The sequence below is a fragment of the Floridaenema aerugineum BLCC-F46 genome (genome assembly GCF_041929345.1).
Taxonomy (GTDB): Bacteria; Cyanobacteriota; Cyanobacteriia; order Cyanobacteriales; family Aerosakkonemataceae; genus Floridanema; species Floridanema aerugineum.
On sequence record NZ_JBHFNQ010000204.1, the window covers coordinates 46,464 to 69,221 of the forward strand.

Annotated in this window: 25 protein-coding genes; 20 read left to right on the forward strand and 5 right to left on the reverse strand. The window is 38.3% G+C overall.

The window, feature by feature from the left end:
• Positions 1–95: 95 nt before the first annotated feature.
• Positions 96–851, reverse strand: a complete 756-nt coding sequence (locus ACE1CC_RS26880; RefSeq protein ID WP_413273504.1) for an ABC transporter ATP-binding protein — start codon at positions 849–851, stop codon at positions 96–98.
• Positions 852–1,658 (reverse strand): ABC transporter permease, encoded by an 807-nt coding sequence (locus ACE1CC_RS26885; RefSeq protein WP_459563924.1) that lies wholly within the window; start codon positions 1,656–1,658, stop codon positions 852–854.
• Between ACE1CC_RS26885 and ACE1CC_RS26890 the strand changes: the two genes are divergently transcribed.
• The 5 genes from ACE1CC_RS26890 to ACE1CC_RS26910 all read left to right on the forward strand — a co-directional run bounded on the left by ACE1CC_RS26890 (position 1,636) and on the right by ACE1CC_RS26910 (position 5,942).
• Complete coding sequence (locus tag ACE1CC_RS26890) at positions 1,636–3,045, forward strand: glutamate-5-semialdehyde dehydrogenase (RefSeq protein WP_413273506.1); 1,410 nt, start codon at positions 1,636–1,638, stop codon at positions 3,043–3,045. The two genes, ACE1CC_RS26885 and ACE1CC_RS26890, sit on opposite strands and share 23 nt — an antisense overlap.
• Before the next feature lie 128 nt (positions 3,046–3,173).
• Positions 3,174–4,085 carry a bestrophin family protein gene (locus ACE1CC_RS26895; RefSeq protein ID WP_413273507.1) on the forward strand — a complete coding sequence of 304 codons (912 nt, stop codon included), beginning with the start codon at positions 3,174–3,176 and terminating at the stop codon, positions 4,083–4,085.
• A gap of 9 nt (positions 4,086–4,094) precedes the next feature.
• Positions 4,095–4,457, forward strand: coding sequence for a dihydroneopterin aldolase (gene folB / locus ACE1CC_RS26900; RefSeq protein WP_413273508.1), 363 nt, complete (start codon positions 4,095–4,097; stop codon positions 4,455–4,457).
• A gap of 18 nt (positions 4,458–4,475) precedes the next feature.
• Positions 4,476–5,444 (forward strand): CBASS cGAMP-activated phospholipase, encoded by a 969-nt coding sequence (locus tag ACE1CC_RS26905; protein ID WP_413273509.1) that lies wholly within the window; start codon positions 4,476–4,478, stop codon positions 5,442–5,444.
• Positions 5,445–5,534: 90 nt separating this feature from the next.
• Positions 5,535–5,942 carry a hypothetical protein gene (locus ACE1CC_RS26910; protein WP_413273510.1) on the forward strand — a complete coding sequence of 136 codons (408 nt, stop codon included), beginning with the start codon at positions 5,535–5,537 and terminating at the stop codon, positions 5,940–5,942.
• An 87-nt stretch (positions 5,943–6,029) separates the two neighbouring features.
• On the opposite strand, the gene ACE1CC_RS26915 is transcribed toward ACE1CC_RS26910, so the two are convergent.
• Complete coding sequence (locus tag ACE1CC_RS26915; protein ID WP_413273511.1) at positions 6,030–6,947, reverse strand: NmrA/HSCARG family protein; 918 nt, start codon at positions 6,945–6,947, stop codon at positions 6,030–6,032.
• Between the two features lie 155 nt (positions 6,948–7,102).
• On the opposite strand from ACE1CC_RS26915, the gene ACE1CC_RS26920 reads away from it, so the two are divergent.
• Both ACE1CC_RS26920 and ACE1CC_RS26925 read left to right on the forward strand, forming a co-directional pair.
• Positions 7,103–8,020 carry a beta-keto acid cleavage family enzyme gene (locus ACE1CC_RS26920; protein WP_413273512.1) on the forward strand — a complete coding sequence of 306 codons (918 nt, stop codon included), beginning with the start codon at positions 7,103–7,105 and terminating at the stop codon, positions 8,018–8,020.
• A gap of 16 nt (positions 8,021–8,036) precedes the next feature.
• Positions 8,037–8,768: a TIGR04283 family arsenosugar biosynthesis glycosyltransferase gene (locus tag ACE1CC_RS26925; protein ID WP_413273513.1), complete on the forward strand. Its 732-nt coding sequence runs from the start codon at positions 8,037–8,039 to the stop codon at positions 8,766–8,768.
• Between the two features lie 9 nt (positions 8,769–8,777).
• Here the strand turns inward: ACE1CC_RS26925 and ACE1CC_RS26930 are convergent, their stop codons facing one another.
• The gene (locus ACE1CC_RS26930; protein ID WP_413273514.1) at positions 8,778–9,473 is read right to left on the reverse strand and encodes a DUF547 domain-containing protein; all 696 of its coding nucleotides are present in this window, start codon (positions 9,471–9,473) and stop codon (positions 8,778–8,780) included.
• A 56-nt stretch (positions 9,474–9,529) separates the two neighbouring features.
• Here ACE1CC_RS26930 and ACE1CC_RS26935 point away from each other — a divergent pair, with 56 nt between their 5' ends.
• The 8 genes from ACE1CC_RS26935 to ACE1CC_RS26970 all read left to right on the forward strand — a co-directional run bounded on the left by ACE1CC_RS26935 (position 9,530) and on the right by ACE1CC_RS26970 (position 18,215).
• Positions 9,530–10,294 (forward strand): hypothetical protein, encoded by a 765-nt coding sequence (locus ACE1CC_RS26935; RefSeq protein ID WP_413273515.1) that lies wholly within the window; start codon positions 9,530–9,532, stop codon positions 10,292–10,294.
• A 149-nt stretch (positions 10,295–10,443) separates the two neighbouring features.
• Positions 10,444–11,946, forward strand: a complete 1,503-nt coding sequence (locus ACE1CC_RS26940; RefSeq protein WP_413273516.1) for an adenylate/guanylate cyclase domain-containing protein — start codon at positions 10,444–10,446, stop codon at positions 11,944–11,946.
• Between the two features lie 30 nt (positions 11,947–11,976).
• On the forward strand, positions 11,977–13,017 hold the full coding sequence (locus ACE1CC_RS26945) for a nitrilase-related carbon-nitrogen hydrolase (RefSeq protein WP_413273517.1): 1,041 nt from the start codon (positions 11,977–11,979) through the stop codon (positions 13,015–13,017).
• Positions 13,018–13,060: 43 nt separating this feature from the next.
• Entirely contained in the window at positions 13,061–14,476 is a 1,416-nt protein-coding gene (locus ACE1CC_RS26950) for an aldehyde dehydrogenase family protein (RefSeq protein WP_413273518.1), read from the forward strand.
• 424 nt (positions 14,477–14,900) lie between these two features.
• The gene (locus ACE1CC_RS26955) at positions 14,901–15,344 is read left to right on the forward strand and encodes a DUF3598 family protein (protein ID WP_413273519.1); all 444 of its coding nucleotides are present in this window, start codon (positions 14,901–14,903) and stop codon (positions 15,342–15,344) included.
• A 25-nt stretch (positions 15,345–15,369) separates the two neighbouring features.
• Positions 15,370–16,194, forward strand: coding sequence for an alpha/beta fold hydrolase (locus ACE1CC_RS26960; protein ID WP_413273520.1), 825 nt, complete (start codon positions 15,370–15,372; stop codon positions 16,192–16,194).
• Positions 16,195–16,311: 117 nt separating this feature from the next.
• Complete coding sequence (locus ACE1CC_RS26965; protein WP_413273521.1) at positions 16,312–17,202, forward strand: formylglycine-generating enzyme family protein; 891 nt, start codon at positions 16,312–16,314, stop codon at positions 17,200–17,202.
• A gap of 5 nt (positions 17,203–17,207) precedes the next feature.
• The gene (locus ACE1CC_RS26970) at positions 17,208–18,215 is read left to right on the forward strand and encodes a zinc-binding dehydrogenase (protein WP_413273522.1); all 1,008 of its coding nucleotides are present in this window, start codon (positions 17,208–17,210) and stop codon (positions 18,213–18,215) included.
• On the opposite strand, the gene ACE1CC_RS26975 is transcribed toward ACE1CC_RS26970, so the two are convergent.
• A complete protein-coding gene (locus ACE1CC_RS26975; RefSeq protein WP_413273523.1) occupies positions 18,212–18,646 on the reverse strand; it encodes a RidA family protein in 435 nt (144 codons plus the stop codon). The genes ACE1CC_RS26970 and ACE1CC_RS26975 overlap by 4 nt on opposite strands.
• Positions 18,647–18,964: 318 nt before the next feature.
• On the opposite strand from ACE1CC_RS26975, the gene ACE1CC_RS26980 reads away from it, so the two are divergent.
• From ACE1CC_RS26980 to ACE1CC_RS27000, 5 genes are all read left to right on the forward strand, one after another.
• A complete protein-coding gene (locus ACE1CC_RS26980; protein WP_413273524.1) occupies positions 18,965–19,363 on the forward strand; it encodes a nuclear transport factor 2 family protein in 399 nt (132 codons plus the stop codon).
• A gap of 460 nt (positions 19,364–19,823) precedes the next feature.
• Positions 19,824–21,176 (forward strand): GUN4 domain-containing protein, encoded by a 1,353-nt coding sequence (locus tag ACE1CC_RS26985; protein WP_413273525.1) that lies wholly within the window; start codon positions 19,824–19,826, stop codon positions 21,174–21,176.
• A 177-nt stretch (positions 21,177–21,353) separates the two neighbouring features.
• A complete protein-coding gene (locus ACE1CC_RS26990) occupies positions 21,354–21,605 on the forward strand; it encodes a BrnT family toxin (RefSeq protein ID WP_413273526.1) in 252 nt (83 codons plus the stop codon).
• Positions 21,602–21,898 (forward strand): hypothetical protein, encoded by a 297-nt coding sequence (locus ACE1CC_RS26995; RefSeq protein ID WP_413273527.1) that lies wholly within the window; start codon positions 21,602–21,604, stop codon positions 21,896–21,898. Before ACE1CC_RS26990 ends, ACE1CC_RS26995 begins: the two co-directional genes overlap by 4 nt.
• A 581-nt stretch (positions 21,899–22,479) precedes the next feature.
• Positions 22,480–22,758: a hypothetical protein gene (locus tag ACE1CC_RS27000; protein ID WP_413273528.1), complete on the forward strand. Its 279-nt coding sequence runs from the start codon at positions 22,480–22,482 to the stop codon at positions 22,756–22,758.

A 22,758-nucleotide genomic window follows, 5' to 3' on the forward strand; every position in this document is an offset into this window, starting at 1 on the left:
ATTCATCAACCTAACGGAGTATATCTGTTTCGATCAATACTCAGGGAAGGGATGGTTGTCAGCCTTTGTTAGTAAAACTTTAGGAAGGGGAATTTTTACACGAAAGTGGGGGTTGTTAAACTGACCATATCCCGATAATAATCAATGACTTCGCTGGCTGAACCAATAGATTTGATTTTACCTTGGTCTAACCAAATTACCCGATCGCAAAATTGCTCAACTAAATTTAATTCATGGGATACCAGAAGAACTGTAGCATTAGCATCCCAGAAATTTTTTAAGCGCTGTTTGCATTTCTTTTTAAATCTTTCGTCACCGACTGCAAGGACTTCATCTAAAATTAAAATATCTGGTTCGATATCAGTGGCGATCGCAAAACCCAACCTTGCTACCATTCCAGATGATAAAGCTTTTAAGGGTACTGAAACATATTGTTCTAATTCCGCAAAAGCTAAAATCGAATCGATTTTTTGGCGCATTTGTTTTTGAGAAAATCCCAGCATTACCCCATACAAAATGATATTATCGATCACCGATAAATCTGGATCAAAACCTGCTTCTAATTCAATCATCGGCGCGATTTTTCCCCAGACTTTCACCTGACCGTGCGTTGGTTTTAAAATTCCGCAAATCACTTTTAGCAGGGTGGATTTTCCCGAACCATTGACACCAATAATGCCTACTTTTTCGCCTGCTGTTATGGTTAAATCAACCCGATCTAAGACTAACTTTTTGATGGGTTTATGATATTTGCCTTCCAGAACTGACAAAATTGTTTTCTTCAAGTCATAAGAAAACTCTTCTTGGGTTCTGCGCCATAAGGATACTTGTTCTAAGCAGATTGCTTGCATTTATAATAAATCCATAAATTGCGATCGCCAACTATCAAACAATTTACATCCTACAGCTAAAACTACACAACTAGTGAACAAAGAAGTGCCAATTAAGCTGAGGTCTGGTAAGTCTCCTGACAAGGCAATCTGACGAATACTGCCAATAATCCAAGTGAGGGGGTTAAGGGCTAAAATTGGTCTAATATTTGCCGGAACAATCTCTATTGGGTAAAATATGGGAGAGCTAAACCACATTAGGGACACAACTAATTCATAGAAATATGGCAAATCCCGAAAGAAAACAAATAGCGCACTGACAATCAATCCCACTCCTGCACAAAAGCAAACTAAGGATAATAAGGGCAGGATCAAAGCTAACACATTAATTAAACTTTGGGAAGTTACTAATGTGGCAATTACTAAAAATGGCAAGGAACCGCAGACAAACTGAAAGACATTCGCAGCAATCATGGATAGGGGAAAAACATTGATTGGCAAGCGAATTTTATTCAATAATCCCCCGTTGCAGACTACACTAGTTAATGCTTGGGTAGTGGCTGCGGAAAAAAAGTTAATTACCACTAAACCTGTAAACACTTCTAACATATAAATGGCAAGGGAATTTTCGTAATATCGTAAAAATGCCATACCAAAAATTGTGGTATAAGCTGCGGTCATTAGTAAGGGGTTTAACAATGACCAATAGATGCCTAAAATGGAACCGCGATAACGGACTTTAAGATTTCGCGTTACCAATACTTGCAACAATTCCAGATAGCGGACTAGGTTAGCATTCTGGAAAATGGATATTTTACTCACTCGCACCACTCTGCACCTGTCTCTGAAAGACCAATCTTGTACTAAGCTTGGACTATACGCCGCAAATCGAGAAATGTCCATGACTGTTTCCCAAATAGCTACGAGTTCGCTAATTGAGATTGCCCAAGTTACCCGCCAAGCAGCAAGAGAGTTGGGGATGCTTTCTGCTGCTGCTAGGAATGATGCGATTGAAGCGATCGCCCAAGCGTTAGAATCGATGATGCCTGAGATTTTGACTGCCAATAGTGCCGATTGTCAAGCTGCTGAAGCGGAAGGGATCTCGAAGTCGCTTTATGCAAGGTTAAAGTTGGATGAGACTAAGTTGAAAGGTGCGATCGCAGGTGTACGCGATGTGGGACGTTTACCCGATCCTGTAGGAAAACTGGAAATTCATCGTCAGTTGGATCGGGGATTAATTTTAAAGCGAGTTAGTTGTCCTTTGGGTGTTTTGGGGATAATTTTTGAAGCCCGTCCTGATGCTGTGATGCAAATTACTAGTTTGGCAATTAAGTCTGGGAATGGGGTAATTCTCAAAGGTGGGAAAGAAGCGATTCGTTCTTGTGATGCTTTGGTAAAAGCGATTCGTTTAGGTTTAGCAAAAACCGATGTTTCGCCAAATGTTGTCCAGTTACTCACAACTAGAGAGGAAATTTCGACATTATTAAAGTTGGATGAATATGTAGATTTAATTATTCCCAGAGGTTCTAATAGTTTTGTGCGGTTTGTGCAGGAAAATACCCGAATTCCAGTTTTAGGACACGCTGAGGGAATTTGTCATTTATATGTAGATGCGACGGCGGAAATTACTAAGGCGGTGGATATTGCTGTGGATGCAAAAACGCAGTATCCGGCTGCTTGTAATGCGATCGAAACTTTGTTAATTCACAAGTCAATTGCCCCAGATTTTCTACCTTTAGCAGCAGCGGCTTTAAAAGGGCGAAATGTGGAATTGCGGGGGGACGATCGCGCCAGAGAAATTGTCGAAATGTCGCCAGCAACTCAAACAGATTGGGCAACGGAATATAGTGATTTGATTCTATCAATTAAGATAGTGGATTCTTTGGCGGATGCGATCGCTCATATTAACACTTATGGTTCTCGGCATACTGATGCGATCGTCACTGAAGATAACGAAGCTGCCAAAGTTTTTCTCGCCCAAGTTGACGCAGCTGGAGTTTACCATAATTGTTCCACTCGTTTCGCTGATGGTTATCGTTATGGCTTTGGCGCAGAAGTAGGAATTAGCACCCAAAAAATGCCTCCGCGTGGGCCTGTTGGTTTAGAAGGTTTGGTAACATACAAATATCAATTAACTGGAGATGGTCACATTGTCGAAAGTTATAGTGGTAAGAATGCTAAACCTTTCCATCACCAAGATTTGCCCCTAGAGTAAAAGTTTTGAGTTATGAGTTATGAGTTTTAAGTTGAATCAAGAATGAACTCAAAACTAAAAACTCATAATTCATAAATTTTTTGTTCCCCGTTCCATTTCCCTATTCAATGAGTTTAATTAAAGAAACGATGAGTTGGTTTCAAATGGCTTTGCAATTAAAAGGTTCGGTGGCAATAAAAGTGCTACCTCGTGCTTTTATTTGCAGCTTGTTTGGACTAGTAATTTCCTTAATTTATTACTCGAAATTACCCTTACCTTGGCATAATTTAGGAACCATTACTACTAATGTAGTATTCAGTTTAGTATTAGGTTTATTGCTGGTTTTTCGGACTAATACAGCTTACGATCGCTTTTGGGAAGGGCGCAAAGCTTGGGGTACATTAGTAATCAATATTCGCAGTTTAGCTAGACAAATTTACACAGTTGTTGCGGCGGAGTCAGAAACAGATAAAACCGAGAAAAATCAACAATTAAAATTATTAGTGGCTTTTGCTATTGCGACTAAATTGCATTTGCGAAGAGAACCTGTAACAGAAGAATTAGAACCCTGGCTAACTCCCACAGAATTAGTCAAGCTAAAACAGGTAAAAACCCCACCATTAGAAATTATTCGTTGGCTAGGAGATTACCTGCACAAACAAGGGGAAAAGGGTGGTTTAAATTCTTATCAGATAACAGCGATGAATCAGTTAATAGATAAACTAGTAGAAGGGTTGACTAGCTGCGAACGGATTTTAAATACTCCAATTCCTTTAGCTTATGTGATTTATTTAAAGCGATTGTTGCTGATATATTGTTTCTTTTTGCCTTTTCAGTTAGTGAGTAATTCCGAATGGTTAACGGCTTTTCTAGTATTTTTAATTAGTTTTGCTTTGTTTGGTATTGAAGAGATCGGTAATGAAATTCAAGAACCATTTGGTTACGATCCAAATGACATACCATTAGACCAAATTTGTCGGACAATTCAAAGTAATATGGAAGATATAATAGGTTTGTCTGATAGCCATTATCCAGAAAATGAACTAGAAAATTTAGTTTAGGCAATTTTTATGGACTCAATTGAAATTACTGGTATTCGCTGTTACGGTTACACGGGTTATTTACCGGAAGAACAGGTTTTAGGGCAATGGTTTGAGGTAGATGTTACTTTGTGGTTAGATTTAACCCTGGCGGGAAAAAGTGACGCTATTGCCGATACTTTGGATTATCGCACGACAATTGAAAAGGTAAAAAGTTTGGTGAAGACTGCTAAATTCGCCTTGGTGGAAAAATTGGCAGAGGCGATCGCATCAAGTATCCTAGAATCAATTAAAGTCACCAAAGTTAGAGTAAGATTAACAAAACCTGCTGCGCCAATTCCTGAGTTTGGCGGTAAAATTACGATCGATATTACCAGGGTGCAACACTACTAATTTAAGGAAAATAAAAAGATGCCTTTTCGGATATTAAGTTTGGATGGAGGAGGAATTCGCGGTGTTATTGAAGCCGTTATTTTGGCAGAAGTAGAGAAGATTGTCAAAGTACCTTTAAATCGTTACTTTGATTTAATTGCAGGTACTTCTACTGGGTCAATTTTAGCAGCTGCGATCGCTCTTGGTAAAAAAAGCGAAGAAATTATTCAACTGTATCGCCAAAGAGGAAAAAGAATTTTCCCCTACACTAGTATTTTATCATCCCAACGGTTGAGTTTAATGCTGAAATATGGGTTATCTGCACCTAAATACTCAGATAGAGGTTTAATAGAAGTGTTACAAACCGAATTTGGTTACACCAAATTTGGAGATATTAAATCACCAAAATTATTAATCACAGCTTACGATACGATCGATCGACAATTCATAGTTTTTAAGAACTGGCAAACTTACAAACCCTGGAGCAATAATCCCATCTGGGAAATATGCGTTTGTTCATCATCAGCACCTACTTTCTTTCCCGCCCATCTACTCACAGCTGAATCAAAAACCTACTCATTAATTGATGGTGGTATTGGAGCAAATAACCCTTCAGCTTGTGCAATTGCAGAAGCATTGCGACTAGAAAATCCTATCAAAGATATTGCGGTACTTTCTATTGGTACAGGAGATGCTACTCAAACTATTCCTTTTGCCAAAGTTCGCTCCTGGGGATTAATTCAGTGGATTTGGCAAGGGCGTTTAATTGAAGTACTTATGGACGCTTCTGCTGATGTTAATGATTACATTAGTAAGCAAGTTATGAATCCTCCAGAAATGGAAGATGAAGCCTCGCCTCGTTATTTTCGCCTGCAACCCAAAATAATGAAAAATGCCATAGATGATGCCAGTGATGAAAATATTAATCGGTTAATCACACTGACACAAACCTATGTCCAACAGAATCAAGGCTTACTCACAAGCTTTTTGGAAAAAATTAGTTCTTAGGAAATTAAATTTATTAATTTCAAAAAACAGTGCAGAATGTGAATATTAAGTAAATGATGAATCAACTGATACTTTCATGGAGGTTTTGTCATGTATTGGCATTCACAATATATTAGTTTGGTCAGTACTATATTTTTCCTCGGGTTGGCAAATCTTTCACAAACCAATAAACTATATGCACAAACGAATTTACCACCATCACCCAGTCCAGCTTTAGAGGGTAATATTTTACGGGAGGATGAGAGACAAATTAATCAAACTCAGTTGCCTTGGGTAATAGTTTCTAATCAACCAAATCAAGTAATTCCTTTTGCTGTTACTAACAAAATTTCAGCTTTTTTCACTAAAGAAGGTTTAACTCCTGTTTCCTGTAGTACCAATCCAGTAGTCGTAATTTCTGTTAATAATAAGTATGTAGCTTGTAGCTCACCGACAACAAAATTTCCCCCAGGAACTTACAATACAAATATACCTGATTTAGAACCTACTAATAAATGAATTATGAAATATAAGCTGGTAATTTGTCTTGCCAAGTACGTTGTTGCGCTTCAGCGCTCTTATTGGCGCTGAAGCGCAACTACGTACCTATAGAGATTCATAAGTAAGTTCCTGATTAGCCCAATTAGTTTCTTGCAAAAATTCCTTAAAAGTCGTCAACAATCCGGGAAATTCCTCTTCTCTTAAATACTTAACATCTGCTTGATAACCTTTATTTCGATACCATTGAATTAAATCAAACAGTTCTTTTCTGAACAATAGTAAGAAAATCCAAGGAGGTATTTCTTTATGAACTACAGGAATTCCTTGTACTTGGGAAAACTCTGCTGCCATTTGTTTTGGTGTTAGCATATCCCCAGCAAGTTCAATCTCTTTACCAATATATTTTTCGGGATGTTTCATAACATAAGCAGCAACACGACCCAAATCTTTGGTTGTAATTAAATGTAATGGTTTATTTGGCTGAATAGAAAAGGGAAAACTACCTTTGAGAATTGATGGTCTTGTGTATTTTTTCCAAAATTCCTCCATGAACAAACAAGCACGCAACATAGTAGTTGGTAAACCTGTTTGTTGCAAAATTTGTTCTACTTTATATTTCTGTTCAATATGACTAATTCCTGAATTTCTTTGAGCCCCACCTGCGGAATTATAAACAAAATGTTTGATGTTGGCATTCTTAGCAATTTGAGCAACTCGCTTTGCTCTTTCAATTTCTAAAGGATCGGCTTTAGACAAATCAGCGGAAGTGGCATGACAATAAACATGAGAAATTCCAGTAAAAGCAGCTGCTAAAGATTTTTCATCATCTAAATTAGCCTCAAAAAGTTCGACTCCGGCATCATTTATTTTGGCTAAAGAAGGGCGACTCAAGTCAATTTTCCGGGTGGTAGCACGCAGATGGGTTATTCCTTGTTCCAAAAATCCCTTGACTACGTTTCCACCTGTGCCACCCGTAACACCAATTAGCAACACTTTATCGATGTTAAAATCAGGAGAATTCATGATGTTTCCAGCGATTGTCCACAGGCAAATTTTAATTATTTTTGGGTGCGATCGCATACCTCTAAAGATTTATTTTACCCAAATTGAGAATACACTTGACGATATACTTAAAAATATTTCAATATAGATAAACTTTAGAAAACATGGGAGACAAGATGATGAACAGTGAATTACCCTTAATCATTGAATGTCGCTGCAATGATATGGATTACCGGAAAGATAATTCAGAGTTTCCCTACAGTCCAAAAGAAATTATCCGGGAAGCGGTACGTGCTTGGGAAGCGGGGGCATCAATTTTTCATTGGCACGGACGCGATCCTGTTAGCGGAAAATGGTTAAATGATGTAGAACTTTATTTAGAAGTTATCCAAGGAATTAGGGAGAAAACTGATTTAATTGTCGATCCTACTTTGGGCTACGTTACTACTAAAAATAGTGCGGAAGAGCGCGTCAGACATATTCTCGCAGCCGAGGCAGATCCGGCTTTAGGTGTTGACATGGTGCCTTTGGAATTTGGCTCTTTTAATGTAGATTTTTGGGAACCAGAAACCAAGCAATTTACTACATACGATCAAGTTTACAGTAACTCACGCGATCGCATTCGAGAAGTGCTGCAAAAATTGAATGAACATAATATTTTTGTTAGTACAGTTTGCTGGGATATTGGACAAATTCGCACTGCACTTTGTTTTCAAGAAATGGGCATTCACTCCAAAAATACACTGTGGGAATTAGTATTTACTGGAGAAATTATCCCCAGTGGATTTTTGCCCACACTCCCCAATTTACAAGCAGCAATTAGTTCTATTCCCTCTGATGCTCAATGGTTAGTAATGTGTTGGAATGGTGATGTTATGCCTTTAGCTTCTTGGGTGATTACTTTAGGAGGTCATGTTGGTATTGGACTAGGAGATTGGCCTTATAGTCGCTTTGGTAAACCCCATAATGGTGAATTAGTAGATAAGATAGTAAAAATGGCAGAAACTTTAGGTCGGGAGGTAGCAACACCAGCACAAGCGCGGGAAATTTTGAAAATGCCTCAAAGGTCAAAATTGCAACCTTTAACTGTGTGAATGGAAAAGTTTTTTGATGTCTGACGTTAGCATTATTATTCCTACTTTGAATGAAGCAAGCTGTTTGGGTCGCACTTTACGAAACCTCAGCTTGCTTGACCCTCCAGCGAAAGAAATAATCATAGTTGATGGGGGAAGTAAAGATGAAACGATCGCCATTGCGGAAGCGGCAAATGTACAAGTTATTACTTGCGAAAACCGGGGACGTTCTCGACAAATGAATCAAGGTGCGATCGCTGCTACCGGAGATTTTCTCTGCTTTTTACACGCTGATACTTTAGTTCCTGATGACTTAGTTACAGTAATTGAACAAACATTAACTAACAAAAATATTGCTTGTGGTGGTTTCATTTCTTTGATGACAGGTGCTACTACAACTCGTTGGGCAATTTCTCTACATAACTATCTCAAAACCTATTACGCACCACTAATTTTTAAACCCCATTTGTTTGTTAAAGGTTTACGGCTTTTGTTTGGCGATCAAGTGATGTTTTGCCGTCGCAGTGATTTTTTAGAAGTTGGGGGTTTTGATGTTAATATTCCGATTATGGAAGAAGCAGATTTGTGTTTAAAATTAGTGCAAAAAGGCAGAATTAAACAAGTAAATCGGATTGTGCAAAGTAGCGATCGCAGAGTCGCCCATTGGGGTTCTTTAAAAGCTACAGCTATCTATCTTTACATTGGCATTTTATGGGGTTTGGGTGTTTCGCCTGAATATTTGAAAAAGTTCTATCAAGATATTCGTTAAAATTTTTGCTTATTGTTCGTTTAAACTCCAATCATAATGTAAATAAGCAATGGGAGTTTTAGCATCAAAAGGTAAATCAGTTTTTAAATAAGTGCGAATGTAATCAGGAATGGAAGGAGAAACGGCAAGAAAATCTTGGCGATACCATTTAAAAATTTTACTACAAAACAGCGTTTTAGTTTGGAAATCATAGCGAACTTTATCAGAGTTATTAATAAAGCGACTTGCATCTTCCGCTAATTGCTGTTGCACTGTTTCTGGAAAATAGGCGCTATTTCGTAACAAAGGACAACCAATAGAAGCGCAAACGATGGCAAAATGAATGCGCGGATCTTGTAACTTTTTACGCAAAATTCCATGCTCTATTTTCCCCAAACTGTAACGTTTTCCGGCAAATTTGTAAGCTGGACGGTTAAAAAACCACAGGAAAGCTAACCAATTAGAAATACCCCAAATTTTCGGCAAAATAGATTTAATTGGATAGTGATTTAAAATTGCTGAAACAGTGAAAGCATTGTAAAGATTTATCCACAATGCTAATTGATCGTTGGGGTTAGAAGAGGGCGAATAATTCAAAGTTTCTAAATCTTTTAACCAATTAGTCAGAGTTTGATGATTTTCTCTTTGCCAAGCAGAGTAATTAACACGACCAAAGTTATCTACGTATTGGCGCAAAAGTTGATCCCAAATAGTGAAGTCAATCATGATTAAAGTTAAAATAGCGATCGCTTAAACCATAAACATAGCAGAGATAATTGACAATGGTTAATCCACAGCCAAATCTAGACAACAGCGTAGTATTTGAACAGCTTTGGCAAATTAGCAACGAACTTCGCCAAAAAATAGAAGCAGGTTTTACGCTACATCCAGATCCCTCGGCAAAAGATTTAGAAGATTATACTGGAATTGATCCTAATGTTAAAGGTTCAATGAAAACTTTTTCAGGTTCAGAAATTGATTGGTTGGTGCATTCTTGGCTGCGTAACACCAAAACTGGTTTTAGCACCATGCGCTTAACTACTTGGTTAAAACCTCACATTGCTGTTCCGCATTTAGCGTTTGAATTTAGCACTTTTGGCAATATTCTGTTTTATATTGATTACGTTCCTCGCAACGATATTTTGCTGAATTTAGATGATTTAAATCGCTACTATGAACCAGTTAATCAAACATTTTTAACTTTACAAGCTGATTCCCGTCTGTCTCCATTCATCAGTAAAAGTTTGCACATTCGGCTATTTCAATCGCCAATTAGTTTATGTTACACTTGTCCGCCTACAGAAGATTTATTGGCGCTAATTCGCACAATTTCCCATGAAATGTTAGATCGTTGGTTAGGTTGGATAGATGTAGCTGAAGCTGTTCCAGAATCAATGCAAAAAGCTTTGTTTGAGCGGGATTTATTTGTCCGTCGTAGCATTGCTGAACGCGATCCAGGTAATAAAATGGCGGCGCAAATGTTAGGAAATGAATTAACAGATAAGTTGGTAAAAGCGCTGTGGGGTGGCGATCGCTCTCCCCATTAAAAAATATTCGTGATTCTGCTATTAAATTAATAGCATGAATCACAGCTAATTAAAAGTGAATACAGACAAATTTAAAATAAAGATCTATACTAGTAATTTAAGAAATTTTATATTAAGACATTGCTTGAGCAAAAAGCAGGAAAGATTCAATGAATCTCAAAACCTTTTATCAAACTCCGCAAGTATTTGGGCAGAAAATACAGCAATTAGGAGAAAAATCTAAACTAACAGTGCTGAAACTGCTCTACAAACGGACTATTTTGATTTTAGCAATTCTTTTCTGCACGGGAGTTGCAGGCGCGTTGTGGAATGTCTCTCGTTTGTCATGGAATTTGATCGAATCTCAAGCACTGGAAAATGCAGCTTTATACGCACAAACTATCCAAACAGCACGTACACTTTACAGTTCGGAAGCTGTTAATCAGGTAAAAGAAATACACGGCATTACTGTCACCCATGATTATAAAAATAAAGAAGGAGCTATACCTTTACCAGCTACATATTTAATCGAACTAGGTAAAGAAGTAATTGAAAGAAATGCGGGAATGTCAGTTAGATTATACAGCGATTATCCCTTTCCTTGGCGGCAAGCAGAAGGCGGTGCAAGAGATGATTTTGAATTACAAGCATTACGTTATTTAAGATTACATCCAGACCGCCCTTTTTTTCGGTTTTTCAAATCAAAAGGTAGCCTAAAATTGCGATACACCCAAGCAGATATTCTGCAACCTAGTTGTGTAAATTGTCATAACACACACCCCAGCAGTCCGAAAACAGATTGGAAAGTTGGGGATGTGCGAGGAGTATTAGAAATTAGCAGTTCTTTAGATAGTTTAATGCACAAAACTAATGAAGGTTTGCAAGGAACTTTCATTACTTTAGGAATGCTGTCAATGTTCGGACTTTTTGGTTTAACTTTAGTAATTACTAGATTGCGCGAAACTTCCAGAGAATTAGAATTGCGTGTGATTGAACGCACCTCAGAATTACAAAGAGCTAATAATCAATTAGCAAATGAACGGGAAAAGTCAGAGCGTTTATTACTAAATATTTTACCTGAACCGATCGCTAATCGCCTCAAAGAAGGACAAAAAAGCATTGCCGATGGCTTTAGCGAAGTCACGATTTTATTTGCTGATTTAGTCAACTTTACTGAACTTTCAGAAAAAGTAACTCCCACTGAACTTGTAGCTTTACTCAACGAAATTTTTTCGGCGTTCGATCGCCTAACTGAAAAGCATAGTTTAGAAAAAATTAAAACAATTGGTGATGCTTATATGGTAGCTAGTGGTATTCCCAACCCCAGGAAGGATCATGTTCAATGTGTAGTAGAAATGGCTCTAGATATGCAGCAAGAAATTATAAATTTTAATGCCAAAAACGACTATAATCTAAGTATCAGAATTGGCATTAATACTGGCCCTGTAGTAGCTGGAGTAATAGGCACAAAAAAATTCATCTATGACCTTTGGGGCGATACAGTTAATGTTGCTAGCCGCATGGAATCTCATGGTATAGTAGGGGAAATTCAAGTTACAGAAAAAATTTATGAAATGTTAAGCGATCGCTACAATTTCCTGTTAAGAGGATCAGTTCACATTAAAGGCAAAGGAGAGATGACTACCTATTTACTTATGGGCAGAAAAGAGTGATACTATCTAAAATCAACTACAGCGAAAAATATGGAAGCCGCCAATAAACAAGACTCCTTTTTTGCTTTAGCACTTCAGGTAACTTGTCATGCAGTTAACCAAGTGCAGGATCGGAGTGAGGCGCGATCGCTCATCCAACAATCAATTAACCGCATCGAAAAACAGATTGCTGGTAGTATCGCCTTTATTGGTTCAGACTGTAAATTAATAGTATTGCCCGAATATTTTTTAACAGGTTTTCCAATGGGAGAATCAATAGCTGTTTGGGCAGAAAAAGCTTGTTTAGAAATGGCTGGCGCAGAGTATGAAGCATTAGGAAAAATTGCCCAAAAATACAAAATATTTCTCGCCGGAAACGCTTATGAACTCGATCCCAACTTTCCTAAATTATACTTTCAAACTTGCTTTGTAATTGATTCTTCCGGCGCAATTGTTTTAAGATATCGTCGGTTAAATTCAATGTTTGCTCCCACTCCTCATGATGTTTGGGATAAATATTTAGAATGTTATGGATTAGAAGGAGTTTTCCCCGTTGCTAAAACAGAAATTGGCAATTTAGCCGCCTTAGCTTCTGAGGAAATTTTATACCCCGAAGTTGCCAGGTGTTTAGTAATGCGAGGCGCAGAAATTTTCCTGCATTCTACATCAGAAGTCTTTGGCAAAGATCGATCGCCCAAATCAGCTGCCAAAATCACCCGTGCAGTAGAAAACATGGCTTATGTCGTATCAGCAAATACCGCCGGAATCGCCAATATTTCGATTCCGATTTCTTCCGCTGATGGAGGTTCTAAAATTATAGATTATCGGGGATTAGTATTAGCAGAAACAGGTGCGGGAGAAAGTATGGCAGCATTTGCCGAAATTGATTTAGCTGCTTTAAGAAGATATCGTCGTCGCCCCGGATTAAACAATTTGTTGTCTCGCCAAAGGTTTGAATTATATGCAGAAAGTTACTCGCAATCTCACTTTTACCCAGCTAATACAATGGAAAATGGAGAGATAGATCGGAAGCATTTTATGAAGACTCAACAAGAAGCGATCGATCGTTTATCCAACTTGGGAATCATTTAAAATTTGCTGAATTTCCCTGTAGTGATAGTGAATCAACAAAACTATGAAAGCAAAAATTAATGTTCGCAATCCTCGCACAGGCCAAACAGACTATTCAATTATACCGCCAACATTAGAAGAACTAACAGCAGAATGTGCCAAATTGCGAGAAGCACAAATTAACTGGCAAAAAGCTGGATTAGAAACAAGAATTGCCGCATTACAGCAATGGAAACAAGAGATTATCTCGAAAAAAGATCGACTTACTGAAGCTTTAGTTAATGACACAGGTAGATTATCAGTCACAATTTTAGAAATAGATTCTTTTATCTCTAGTATCGATCGCTGGTGTAAAATCGCCCCAGAATTACTAATAGAAACCGAAAAACCCACAGCAATTCCCTTTATAAAACTGCAAAGTCAACTAGTTCCCTACACATTAATTGGTGTAATTAGCCCTTGGAACTTTCCCTTATTACTCTCTACAATTGATACAATTCCCGCATTACTAGCTGGTTGTGCAGTAATAGTAAAACCGAGTGGAATTGCGCCTCGTTTCATTCAGCCACTATCAGAAACCATTGCATCTGTTCCCGAATTATCATCAATATTAACCTTTATTGAAGGCACAGGCGAAACAGGAAGTAACTTAATAAAATTGGTAGATTTAGTATGTTTTACAGGTAGCGTCAATATAGGTAAAAAAGTAGCAGAAGAAGCGGTAAAACAATTTATTCCAGCCTTCTTAGAATTGGGAGGCAAAGATCCTGCGATTGTTACAGAAACAGCTAATCTAGAATTAGCAACATCAGCTATTTTATGGGGTTCAATAGTTAATACAGGACAATCATGTTTATCAACTGAACGGATCTATGTTTCGGAAACAATTTTTGATACCTTTGTTGCCCAATTAGTCGAAAAAGCCCAACGAGTTAAGCTAGCTTTTCCTAATGTAGAAGATGGCGAAATCGGCCCGATTATTGCCGAAAAACAAGCCAAAATAATTGAAGAACAATTGGAGGATGCAGTTGTTAAAGGTGCAGTAATTCATTGTGGCGGAAAGATTGAAGAATTAGGTGGTGGTTTATGGTGTAAACCAACAGTTTTAACCCAAGTCAATCACAGCATGAAAGTAATGGCAGAAGAAACATTTGGTCCGATCATGCCAATTATGAAATTTTACCAAATTTCCGAAGCAATTCACTTAGCTAATGATAGTATTTATGGATTAAGTGCCGCAGTTTTTGCTGGGACAGAAACCGAAGCTATAGAAATAGCACAGCAGTTAAATGCAGGTGCAATTAGTATCAATGATGCTGCATTAACAGCGATCGTACACGAAGGAGAAAAAAATTCCTTTAAATTTTCAGGAATGGGTGGTTCGCGCATGGGTGCAGCAGCAATTAAAAGGTTTATGCGAAAAAAAGCCTTATTAATTAAAACCCAACCCATTGCCAACCCTTGGTGGTTTGAGATTTAATAAATGGAGGAATTAACTATGTCAATACGCGAAGAAATCCCAGTGAAATTGTAGTTGTAGGGTGCGTCAGAACTTAAATTTAGTAGCCTCACCAAAAATTATAATATCTGACGCACCTTACTAAATCTTAGTAATATTCAACAAATGGAGGAATTAACTATGTCAATAAGTGAAGGAATGCCAGTTGTAGGGTGCGTCAGAACTTAAAAAAAGTATTCTCACGAAAAATTCTCATGTCTGACGCACCCTACTGAATATTAATTGTTTGAGATTTAACAAATGGAGGAATTAACTATGTCAATACGCGCCAGTATTTGTAGGGTGCGTCAGAACTTAAAAAAAGTATTCTCACGAAAAATTCTCATGTCTGACGCACCCTACTGAATATTAATTGTTTGAGATTTAATAAATGGAGGAATTAACTATGTCAATACGCGAAGGAATGCCCGTACTTACCAGACACGAAGGCGACTGGGTAGGAACATACACTTTAGTTGACCTTGAAGGAAACATTCTCGACAAACACAAATCCCATTTAACCTGCCAATTTCCCGAAACAGACGACTATCCTTACTATCAAATTAATCGCTATCAATGGGCAGATGGCAAATATGAAGAACATCAATTTCCCGGAATCTATCGTGATAATAAATTGTGGTTTGATACAGAAAGAATTGAAGGACACGCTTGGGAAGTAGATGACTCAACTATTATTTTGTGGTTTGGCTATAAAACCATGCCAGATATGCACTTATACGAAATGATTCAGATTAGTCCTTGCAATAACTATCGCGCTAGGACTTGGCAATGGTTTAAAAATAATCAGATATTTAGGCGCACCTTAATTCAAGAAGAACGGATGAAATAAAAGTTTTCACATCAGGGAAAATAAAATGCCTAAACCAATTAAAAGAGCATTCTTAGATACAGAAGACGGGCAAATTTTATATCGAATTGGTGGAGAAGGAGAACCGTTACTTTTACTTCACATGAACCCCCGAAGTAGTGATGAATATCGGGAATTAATGCCAATTATTGCCCAAAAAAGACGAGTCATTGCAATGGATTTCATGGGATTTGGTGACTCAGATAAACCACCCAGACTTTATTCAGTTGCAGACTACGCCAAAACTGTCATTGCACTTTTAGACGAATTAGGAATAGAAAAAACCTGCATTTTAGGCAACCATACAGGTGCTTTTGTTTCGGGAGAAGTCGCCGCAACTTATCCCGAAAGAGTGGAAAAACTAATTGTTTGCAATGTTGCTGGTTTTGGAGAGGATGGAAAAGCTGATTTAATGAGGAGATTTGACGAAGGTTTTAAAATTAAAGAAGACGGTTCTCATTTAATGGAAAGATGGTTAGCACGTTCTCGATATGTCGGTTCTGCTGAGTTAAACCATCGCTGGATTTTAGATGATTTAAAATGTTTTGGTCATCCTTTATATGCAGTTTGGGCAGTAGCAAATTACTGTTTGGATGCGCCAGAAAGATTTAAATTAATTAAATGTCCTGCGTTGATTATTTGGGGAATTGATGACATGGAAGAATTTGAAAGATTGGGTTTAGCAAAAGCTAAAGATAGATTCTTCCTTTCCCAAGCATTACCACAGGCAAAAGTTGTTGAATTTCCTGGGGGAACAATCTGCATGATGAATCAAATTCCCGAAGAAATAGCGCAAGCAGTAACGGAATTTTTGGACAGTCCTTTAGTTTAGTTCGTTGAATAGACTCTTGGCAAAGTCGGAAAGTTTTGGATTTTTACCACAGATGTCCACAGATGAACACAGATGAACACAGATGTTTGCACAGTGTTATTAGAGGAGATTAATTAGGTGATTGTTAGGTCAGATTTGTTGACTTTTGATTTTGATGTGGTAACAGTTAATCCGCAAGGTGAGGAAGTTGAACGTATCCGAAGTTCAGCTAAATATCAAGTGGAAGAATTAGGACAGGGTGTAACTTTAGAAATGGTTGCTATTCCGGGCGGAACTTTTTTAATGGGTACAACTAATACCGAGGAAGGCAGGTTAAAGAATCAAAATCCGCAACATTTAGTGACTATTCAACCTTTTTTACTGGGCAAATACCCTGTTACTCAAGCACAATGGGAAGCAGTAGCAAATTTGCCAAAAGTTAATCAATTTTTACATCCTGACCCATCAATTATTAAATCACAAAATCACCCTGTTGAACAAATTTCTTGGGATGATGCGATCGAATTTTGTGCTAGATTATCTCAACATACAGGAAAAGAATATCGACTTCCCAGCGAAGCAGAATGGGAATATGCTTGTCGCGCCGGAACTACCACACCTTTTCACTTTGGAGAAACTTGCACAACTGAGTTAGCAAATTATTCAGGAATAGACTGGGAATATATGGGAAAAATTTGCAGTCGTGGTGCTTATGGCGCAGGGCCAAAAGGACAAGATAGAAGAGAAACAACACCTGTTGGAAGCTTTCAGGTTGCTAACAATTTCGGACTTTATGATATGCACGGAAATGTGAGAGAATGGTGTGCAGACTTTTGGCATGAAAATTATCAAGATGCGCCCACTGATGGTAGTGCTTGGGTGACAGGTGGAGATAGGGAAAAACGGGTTTTGCGTGGTGGTTCTTGGAATACTGGGCCAACAAAATGTCGATCGGCATTTCGCAGTGTTTTAGAAGCAAATGCTTCCCTTTATGATATCGGTTTTCGGGTTGCTTGTTCTTGGGATTAAAGATTATGAATATAAGCAAATACCGGAAATTAATTGCTAAAAATTTGAGTAAGGATTTTAAATTTGCTGTTGAAATTGTAGAAGCTGACATTCCCAATTTGTCTGCTAATCAAATCCTAATTCGTAACAAATATGCTGGGATTAATGCAGGGTTTGATACATTAAGTTGTCGAGGCGAAGTTCCCTACATTAACCTTACGCCGCCTTTTGATTTAGGAGTAGAAGCAGTTGGGGAAATAGTAGCAGTTGGGAGTGAGGTTAAAGATTTACAAATAGGCGATGCAGTAGCAACAACTATCAGGGGTGGTGGATATCGAGAATATCAAGTTTTGGATGCTAAATTAGCGGTTAAAATTCGGGAAGTTAACCCGGAAATTTTAACTTTAATGCCTACAGGTGTATCAGCTTTAGTAGCGTTAGAAAAAGTCGGAGAAATGCGAAGTAATGAGGTAGTTTTAGTTACTGCTGCTGCTGGAGGTACGGGACATATTGCGGTACAATTAGCTAAGTTAGCGGGGAATCATGTTATTGGAATTTGTGGATCGGATGCTAAGGTAAATTTGCTGAAGGAGTTGGGGTGCGATCGCCCAATCAACTACCGCCAAGAAAACCTAAACACAGTCTTAAAACAAGAATATCCCCAAGGCATTAACTTAGTATTTGAATGTATTGGCAAACAAACCTTTGATACTTGCGTAGACAATTTAGCAGTGCGAGGTAGATTAGTAATTGTCGGGTTTATTTCCGAATATTTAAATGATTTTGAGTTAGTAAATCAGCCGAGAATTTATAGTAAAATATTCTGGAAAGCTGCCTCAGTGCGAGGTTTTCTGATGCCGCATTATGCGGAGTTTGGGGGGGAGGCGTGCGATCGACTCCTCAACCTTTACTATTCCGGCAAAATCAAAGTAACAGTTGACCCCACCGAGTTTAAAGGATTAGAATCAATTCCAAATGCCGTAGAATACCTACTCAGTGGGAAAAACTGTGGCAAAGTAGTAGTTAGTTTTTAATCTGAAAAAACAGCAGTACATTTAATTTCCACAATCAACCCAGGAGTAGACAAAGCAGTAATCCCAAAACCAGTCCAAGTCGGAAAATTGTTAGTAAAATATCTATCCTTCACCTGCATAAACAATTGCAAATGGGGAATCGTAAAATTTTGTTGTTCGCCGGGGGTAACAGGCGGTTGTCCGGTAACATGATAAGTAACCATTTCTACCACATCATCAAAAGTTGCACCCGCCGCTGTCAACACTTTTTTTACATTCTCAAAAGCTTGAACAAACTGCGGTTCGACTCCCTGAACAACTTGCATATTTTCATCCCTACCTACTTGCCCGGAAATGTATAATGTATTATTAATTTTGATGCCGGGACAATAATGATACTTTTCATACAAAACTTCCATTCCTTTAGGGATAATGACTTCACGCTTAGACATAGAACTGGCAACCTAAAAATTGCAAACCCAATTAATTAGATCCCCCTAAATCCCCCTTATTAAGGGGGACTTTGAATCCGGTTCCCCCTTGTTAAAAGGAACTTTGAATCCGGTTCCCCCCTTATTAAGGGGGACTTTGAATCCGGTTCCCCCTTGTTAAAAGGAACTTTGAATCCGGTTCCCCCCTTGTTAAGGGGGACTTTGAATCCGGTTCCCCCCTTATTAAGGGGGGTTAGGGGGGATCAAAACGACAATTTGTGTAATTACTAAATTGTGTTAGATAGATTCTACAATAATTGACTAAAGGAGGAAAGGTAAATGACAGAACAGCAGCAAAAAACATTAGAAGTTGGTAAAAAAGCATTTTCTCACTTAACTCATGGACTGAAAACCGGAGAATGGGAAGAGTTTTTAAATATGCTAACCGATGATTTTACATTTTGGTTTCCAATGGGTAAATATCACGGATTAAACATCGGTAAACCGAAAGCAAAAGAATTTTTAGAATACGTTTCTCAATCCTTCGCTGAAGGACTTTCTATCACTTCTGTAGAACGAGTAACTAGTAGCGATACAACAGTTGTTTTTGAGTTTCGAGACGAAGGGAAATTACAAGGAGAACCTTATAAAAATCGGGTTGCAGCTTCTTTCGATATTCGGGGAGATAAAATTTGTGGATATCGGGAATATTTTGGTAGTGATGGGAAATCGAATTAGGTATGGTAAAACTTCTAGATTTGCTCTATTTAATACAGTAAATCATGGTAATACTCATATCTTGCACCAGTCCCCAAATCCGCCTGCGAATCAATTCGCAGGCTAATAGCTAAACTCCTCTAAAGAGGACTAAATACTTAAAATTCAAAAGTTTCCAGTCCATTTTAATACTTAGGATTCAAAAGTTTCCAGTCCATTTTAATGGACTTGAGCTATTAGCCTGCGAATTGATTCGCAGGCGGGCTCGCATCGCAGGTGCAATATCTCAGTAATACATTGCTTTGCTAAAGGCTAAATCATCTGATGGGCTGGGTAGCACTTGGAATAGACATCTCCAAAAAACAATGTAGAGACGTTGTATACAACGTCTCTACATTGGTTCCAGGTAACGCACCTTGAATTTCTGGAAATTTCTAATGATATGTCACAATTAAATCTATGAGTCTCAACCTTACACGCAATGGCTTGGAACAGAGGGGATACATTAAAAGATGGTAAGTACACCATCCGAGAAGTGCTGGGAAAAGGGGGTTTTGGCATCACCTATCGCGTTAGAGATGAAAATGGGCGACAGTTTGCGCTGAAAACTCTCAACGATGAGGCAATTGCAGAACCGAATTTTGCTAAACTGCATGAAGATTTTATGAATGAGGCGCTACGGTTAGCGAAATTTAATCATCCTCGTATTGTTAAAGTTTATAAATTACTGCAAGAAACGGTTCGGAAAAATAATTTTTTTTCTAGCATTTCCCTCTGCTGCATTTTGATGGAATATATCGAGGGAACAACTTTAGAAAAATTGGTGGAAAAGCGAGGTGCAATACCAGAAGTAGAAGCGGTGCGATATATTAAGCAAATTGGTGAAGCTTTGACGGCGATACATAGAGAAGGTTTGCTGCATCGAGATGTGAAACCGAGTAATATCATTTTACGGGCTACTAATTCGGAAGCTGTGTTAATTGATTTTGGGATTGCGCGAGATTTCACTCCAACTCTCTCACCTCATACAATTCTTGGTACTCTATGTTATGGAGCGCCAGAACAATTCGATCCTACAATTGCCCAGCCAAAAGAGTACACTGATGTTTATGCTTTAGCGGCAACACTTTATCATTTAGTAACGGGTACACTGCCAACTACTGCTTTATGGAGGGCAATGAATGCGCCTTTAAAACCAGTAAAACAGATTGTACCGAGTTTGAGTGATAATCTACATAATGCAATTGTTCGAGGAATGGAATTGTTACCCCAAAAACGTCCTCAGTCGGTGCAAAGTTGGTTAAAATTATTGAGTGAAATTGAAGCGGATGATTTAAGTTCGGATAAAGGGGTAGATTATCGAAAATTGCGGGATTTATTGAAGGGAGGAAGCTGGAAAGAGGCGGATGAGGAAACACTTAAGGTAATGTTGAAGGCGGCGGGAAGGGAAAAAGAAGATTGGCTGGATGACGAGAGTATCGACAAATTCCCTTGTACGGATTTGCGTACTATCGACCAACTTTGGGTAAAATACAGTAATGGGCGCTTTGGCTTTTCGGTGCAGAAGCGCATCTGGGAAAGTGTTAGGGGTAAACCCGGTAAGTACCATTATTACAAGAAGTTTGGCGAGAAAGTAGGCTGGCTTTGTCGAGAAAAGAAAGTAGGCTGGTATGTAGAGGAAAAAAACGACTGGAAAAACTACTCAGACCTCACCTTTTCCCTAAATGCCCCTGGGGGGCATCTCCCTGCCCACTTTGGGTTTTGGGTTTTTGGGTGCCCACTTGGCACTCTCTACTACGGTGCGGTGTCTCTTCTCTCGCGTCGAGACTTATAAATTGTAACCTATAAGGCTTTCCGAAAATTTTTAAGAATTGCAACAGAGGGAAATTTCTCGAAGCTATGAGGATTCTGGCTTTCCCAGGCTAATAGCGAAAGTCCGTTTTAACTGACTGAAGATTTTCGTGAAAGTTTACTTTATATTGTCCTAGTGGGCAAAAAATAGGATACAAAAGTGGTCAACTGGAATGATTTTACACCCTCAGACTTTGAGTACGACTTTGAAAGCGATAAACTAGCAGTACATGGAATAACATTCGATGAGGCTGTGGAATGTTTCTTTTCTGACTACGAAGTACGTCGAAATAAGTCATACAAAGATCGTTATCAGTTAATTGGAAAAACTCTTGGCGGACGCAGACTCAAAATAATTTTTCAGTTAAAACCAGAAAATATTGTTCGTATCATCACAGGATGGCAAATATGAGTACCAGTGATAACCCAAAAAAGCCAAATCTCTCGGAAGCAGAAATTGATGAAATTGTCATAGCAGAAGCCGATGATGATTCAGCATGGGAAGCACCGATTCAAGTATCTCAAAAACAGCCAAATTCTGTACAAATTCCCTCAGAACTCGCAGCAAGAGTAGCTTTTGTTGCTAACTTACATTCGGAAGAAGTTCAAGACTGGATTACACGGATAATTAAAGAGCGAATTGAACTTGAAGAATCAGCTTTTTCGGCAATCAAGCGCGAGTTAGTCACAAAAAAGGTTGGTTAGATAAAATTTTATGCACCCGATGAGGAAGAGGATTAAAAATCGGAAATTGATGATGCTGTTAGCAAATTAATTAGTGTAGGGGCGTTAGCGAAGCCATGCGCGATAGCGCTATAGCATTTGGGCGACAATTTATGTAACCCACCAAAGATGTTTGTACCCAAATGCTAATGACTACGGCACGCTACGCGAACGCCCTGTCTTGGCGCAAGATTGTACATACAGGTTGTCTGTGGGGGAGGGCGAAGCATTCGGATAGTTATATCTTGGTTGAATTGCATAAATTGTCGCCCGAATGCTTCGCCCCTACAGAATTTCTATTTCTATCCATATAGATCATTTCAAGGATAATTAAAAAAATCCGATCGCACTCCCCCCTCAATTAATAATGAGAAAAACTTTTAATTAGTAACAAAAATTTAAAATAACTTAACCATCCCGTAATTTTTATTCTTACAAAAGTAACAACTATCAACAAACCCTCGTATCATCTAATACGTTTTTTCCCAAAGGATTATAGTTTCATGATCGCTATAGCAATTTGTTAAATTGCCCAAACTCACCCAAATTCAACATTAATAATCATGTCAGAACAAAGCCCTGAACAGCGCCAAGAAGAGTACTTGAACGTTATCGATCAACTATTAAAATGCCCCAACGGACAAGAACCGGAAGTATTAGATGCACACTTAGACTTAATCGATGAAAATTTCATCAACACAATGGTACAAGTGGCAGCAGGATTCGCACATAATAATAATCACGATGCAGCTAAATTTTTAATTCATGTCGCCCGTGAATTAGCGAAACAATTGGGTTTATATCCCGAACAACCAACTACTGCTGTTGCTAGTGAAGCATAA

Coding starts and splice junctions, on each gene's coding strand:
- ACE1CC_RS26880 (WP_413273504.1), bottom strand. CDS start 851: ATGCAAGCAATCTGCTTAGAACAAGTATCCTTATGGCGCAGAACCCAA.
- ACE1CC_RS26890 (WP_413273506.1), top strand. CDS start 1,636: ATGGATATTTTACTCACTCGCACCACTCTGCACCTGTCTCTGAAAGAC.
- ACE1CC_RS26895 (WP_413273507.1), top strand. CDS start 3,174: ATGAGTTGGTTTCAAATGGCTTTGCAATTAAAAGGTTCGGTGGCAATA.
- folB (WP_413273508.1), top strand. CDS start 4,095: ATGGACTCAATTGAAATTACTGGTATTCGCTGTTACGGTTACACGGGT.
- ACE1CC_RS26905 (WP_413273509.1), top strand. CDS start 4,476: ATGCCTTTTCGGATATTAAGTTTGGATGGAGGAGGAATTCGCGGTGTT.
- ACE1CC_RS26910 (WP_413273510.1), top strand. CDS start 5,535: ATGTATTGGCATTCACAATATATTAGTTTGGTCAGTACTATATTTTTC.
- ACE1CC_RS26915 (WP_413273511.1), bottom strand. CDS start 6,947: ATGAATTCTCCTGATTTTAACATCGATAAAGTGTTGCTAATTGGTGTT.
- ACE1CC_RS26920 (WP_413273512.1), top strand. CDS start 7,103: ATGATGAACAGTGAATTACCCTTAATCATTGAATGTCGCTGCAATGAT.
- ACE1CC_RS26925 (WP_413273513.1), top strand. CDS start 8,037: ATGTCTGACGTTAGCATTATTATTCCTACTTTGAATGAAGCAAGCTGT.
- ACE1CC_RS26930 (WP_413273514.1), bottom strand. CDS start 9,473: ATGATTGACTTCACTATTTGGGATCAACTTTTGCGCCAATACGTAGAT.
- ACE1CC_RS26935 (WP_413273515.1), top strand. CDS start 9,530: ATGGTTAATCCACAGCCAAATCTAGACAACAGCGTAGTATTTGAACAG.
- ACE1CC_RS26940 (WP_413273516.1), top strand. CDS start 10,444: ATGAATCTCAAAACCTTTTATCAAACTCCGCAAGTATTTGGGCAGAAA.
- ACE1CC_RS26945 (WP_413273517.1), top strand. CDS start 11,977: ATGGAAGCCGCCAATAAACAAGACTCCTTTTTTGCTTTAGCACTTCAG.
- ACE1CC_RS26950 (WP_413273518.1), top strand. CDS start 13,061: ATGAAAGCAAAAATTAATGTTCGCAATCCTCGCACAGGCCAAACAGAC.
- ACE1CC_RS26955 (WP_413273519.1), top strand. CDS start 14,901: ATGTCAATACGCGAAGGAATGCCCGTACTTACCAGACACGAAGGCGAC.
- ACE1CC_RS26960 (WP_413273520.1), top strand. CDS start 15,370: ATGCCTAAACCAATTAAAAGAGCATTCTTAGATACAGAAGACGGGCAA.
- ACE1CC_RS26970 (WP_413273522.1), top strand. CDS start 17,208: ATGAATATAAGCAAATACCGGAAATTAATTGCTAAAAATTTGAGTAAG.
- ACE1CC_RS26975 (WP_413273523.1), bottom strand. CDS start 18,646: ATGTCTAAGCGTGAAGTCATTATCCCTAAAGGAATGGAAGTTTTGTAT.
- ACE1CC_RS26980 (WP_413273524.1), top strand. CDS start 18,965: ATGACAGAACAGCAGCAAAAAACATTAGAAGTTGGTAAAAAAGCATTT.
- ACE1CC_RS26985 (WP_413273525.1), top strand. CDS start 19,824: ATGGCTTGGAACAGAGGGGATACATTAAAAGATGGTAAGTACACCATC.
- ACE1CC_RS26995 (WP_413273527.1), top strand. CDS start 21,602: ATGAGTACCAGTGATAACCCAAAAAAGCCAAATCTCTCGGAAGCAGAA.
- ACE1CC_RS27000 (WP_413273528.1), top strand. CDS start 22,480: ATGTCAGAACAAAGCCCTGAACAGCGCCAAGAAGAGTACTTGAACGTT.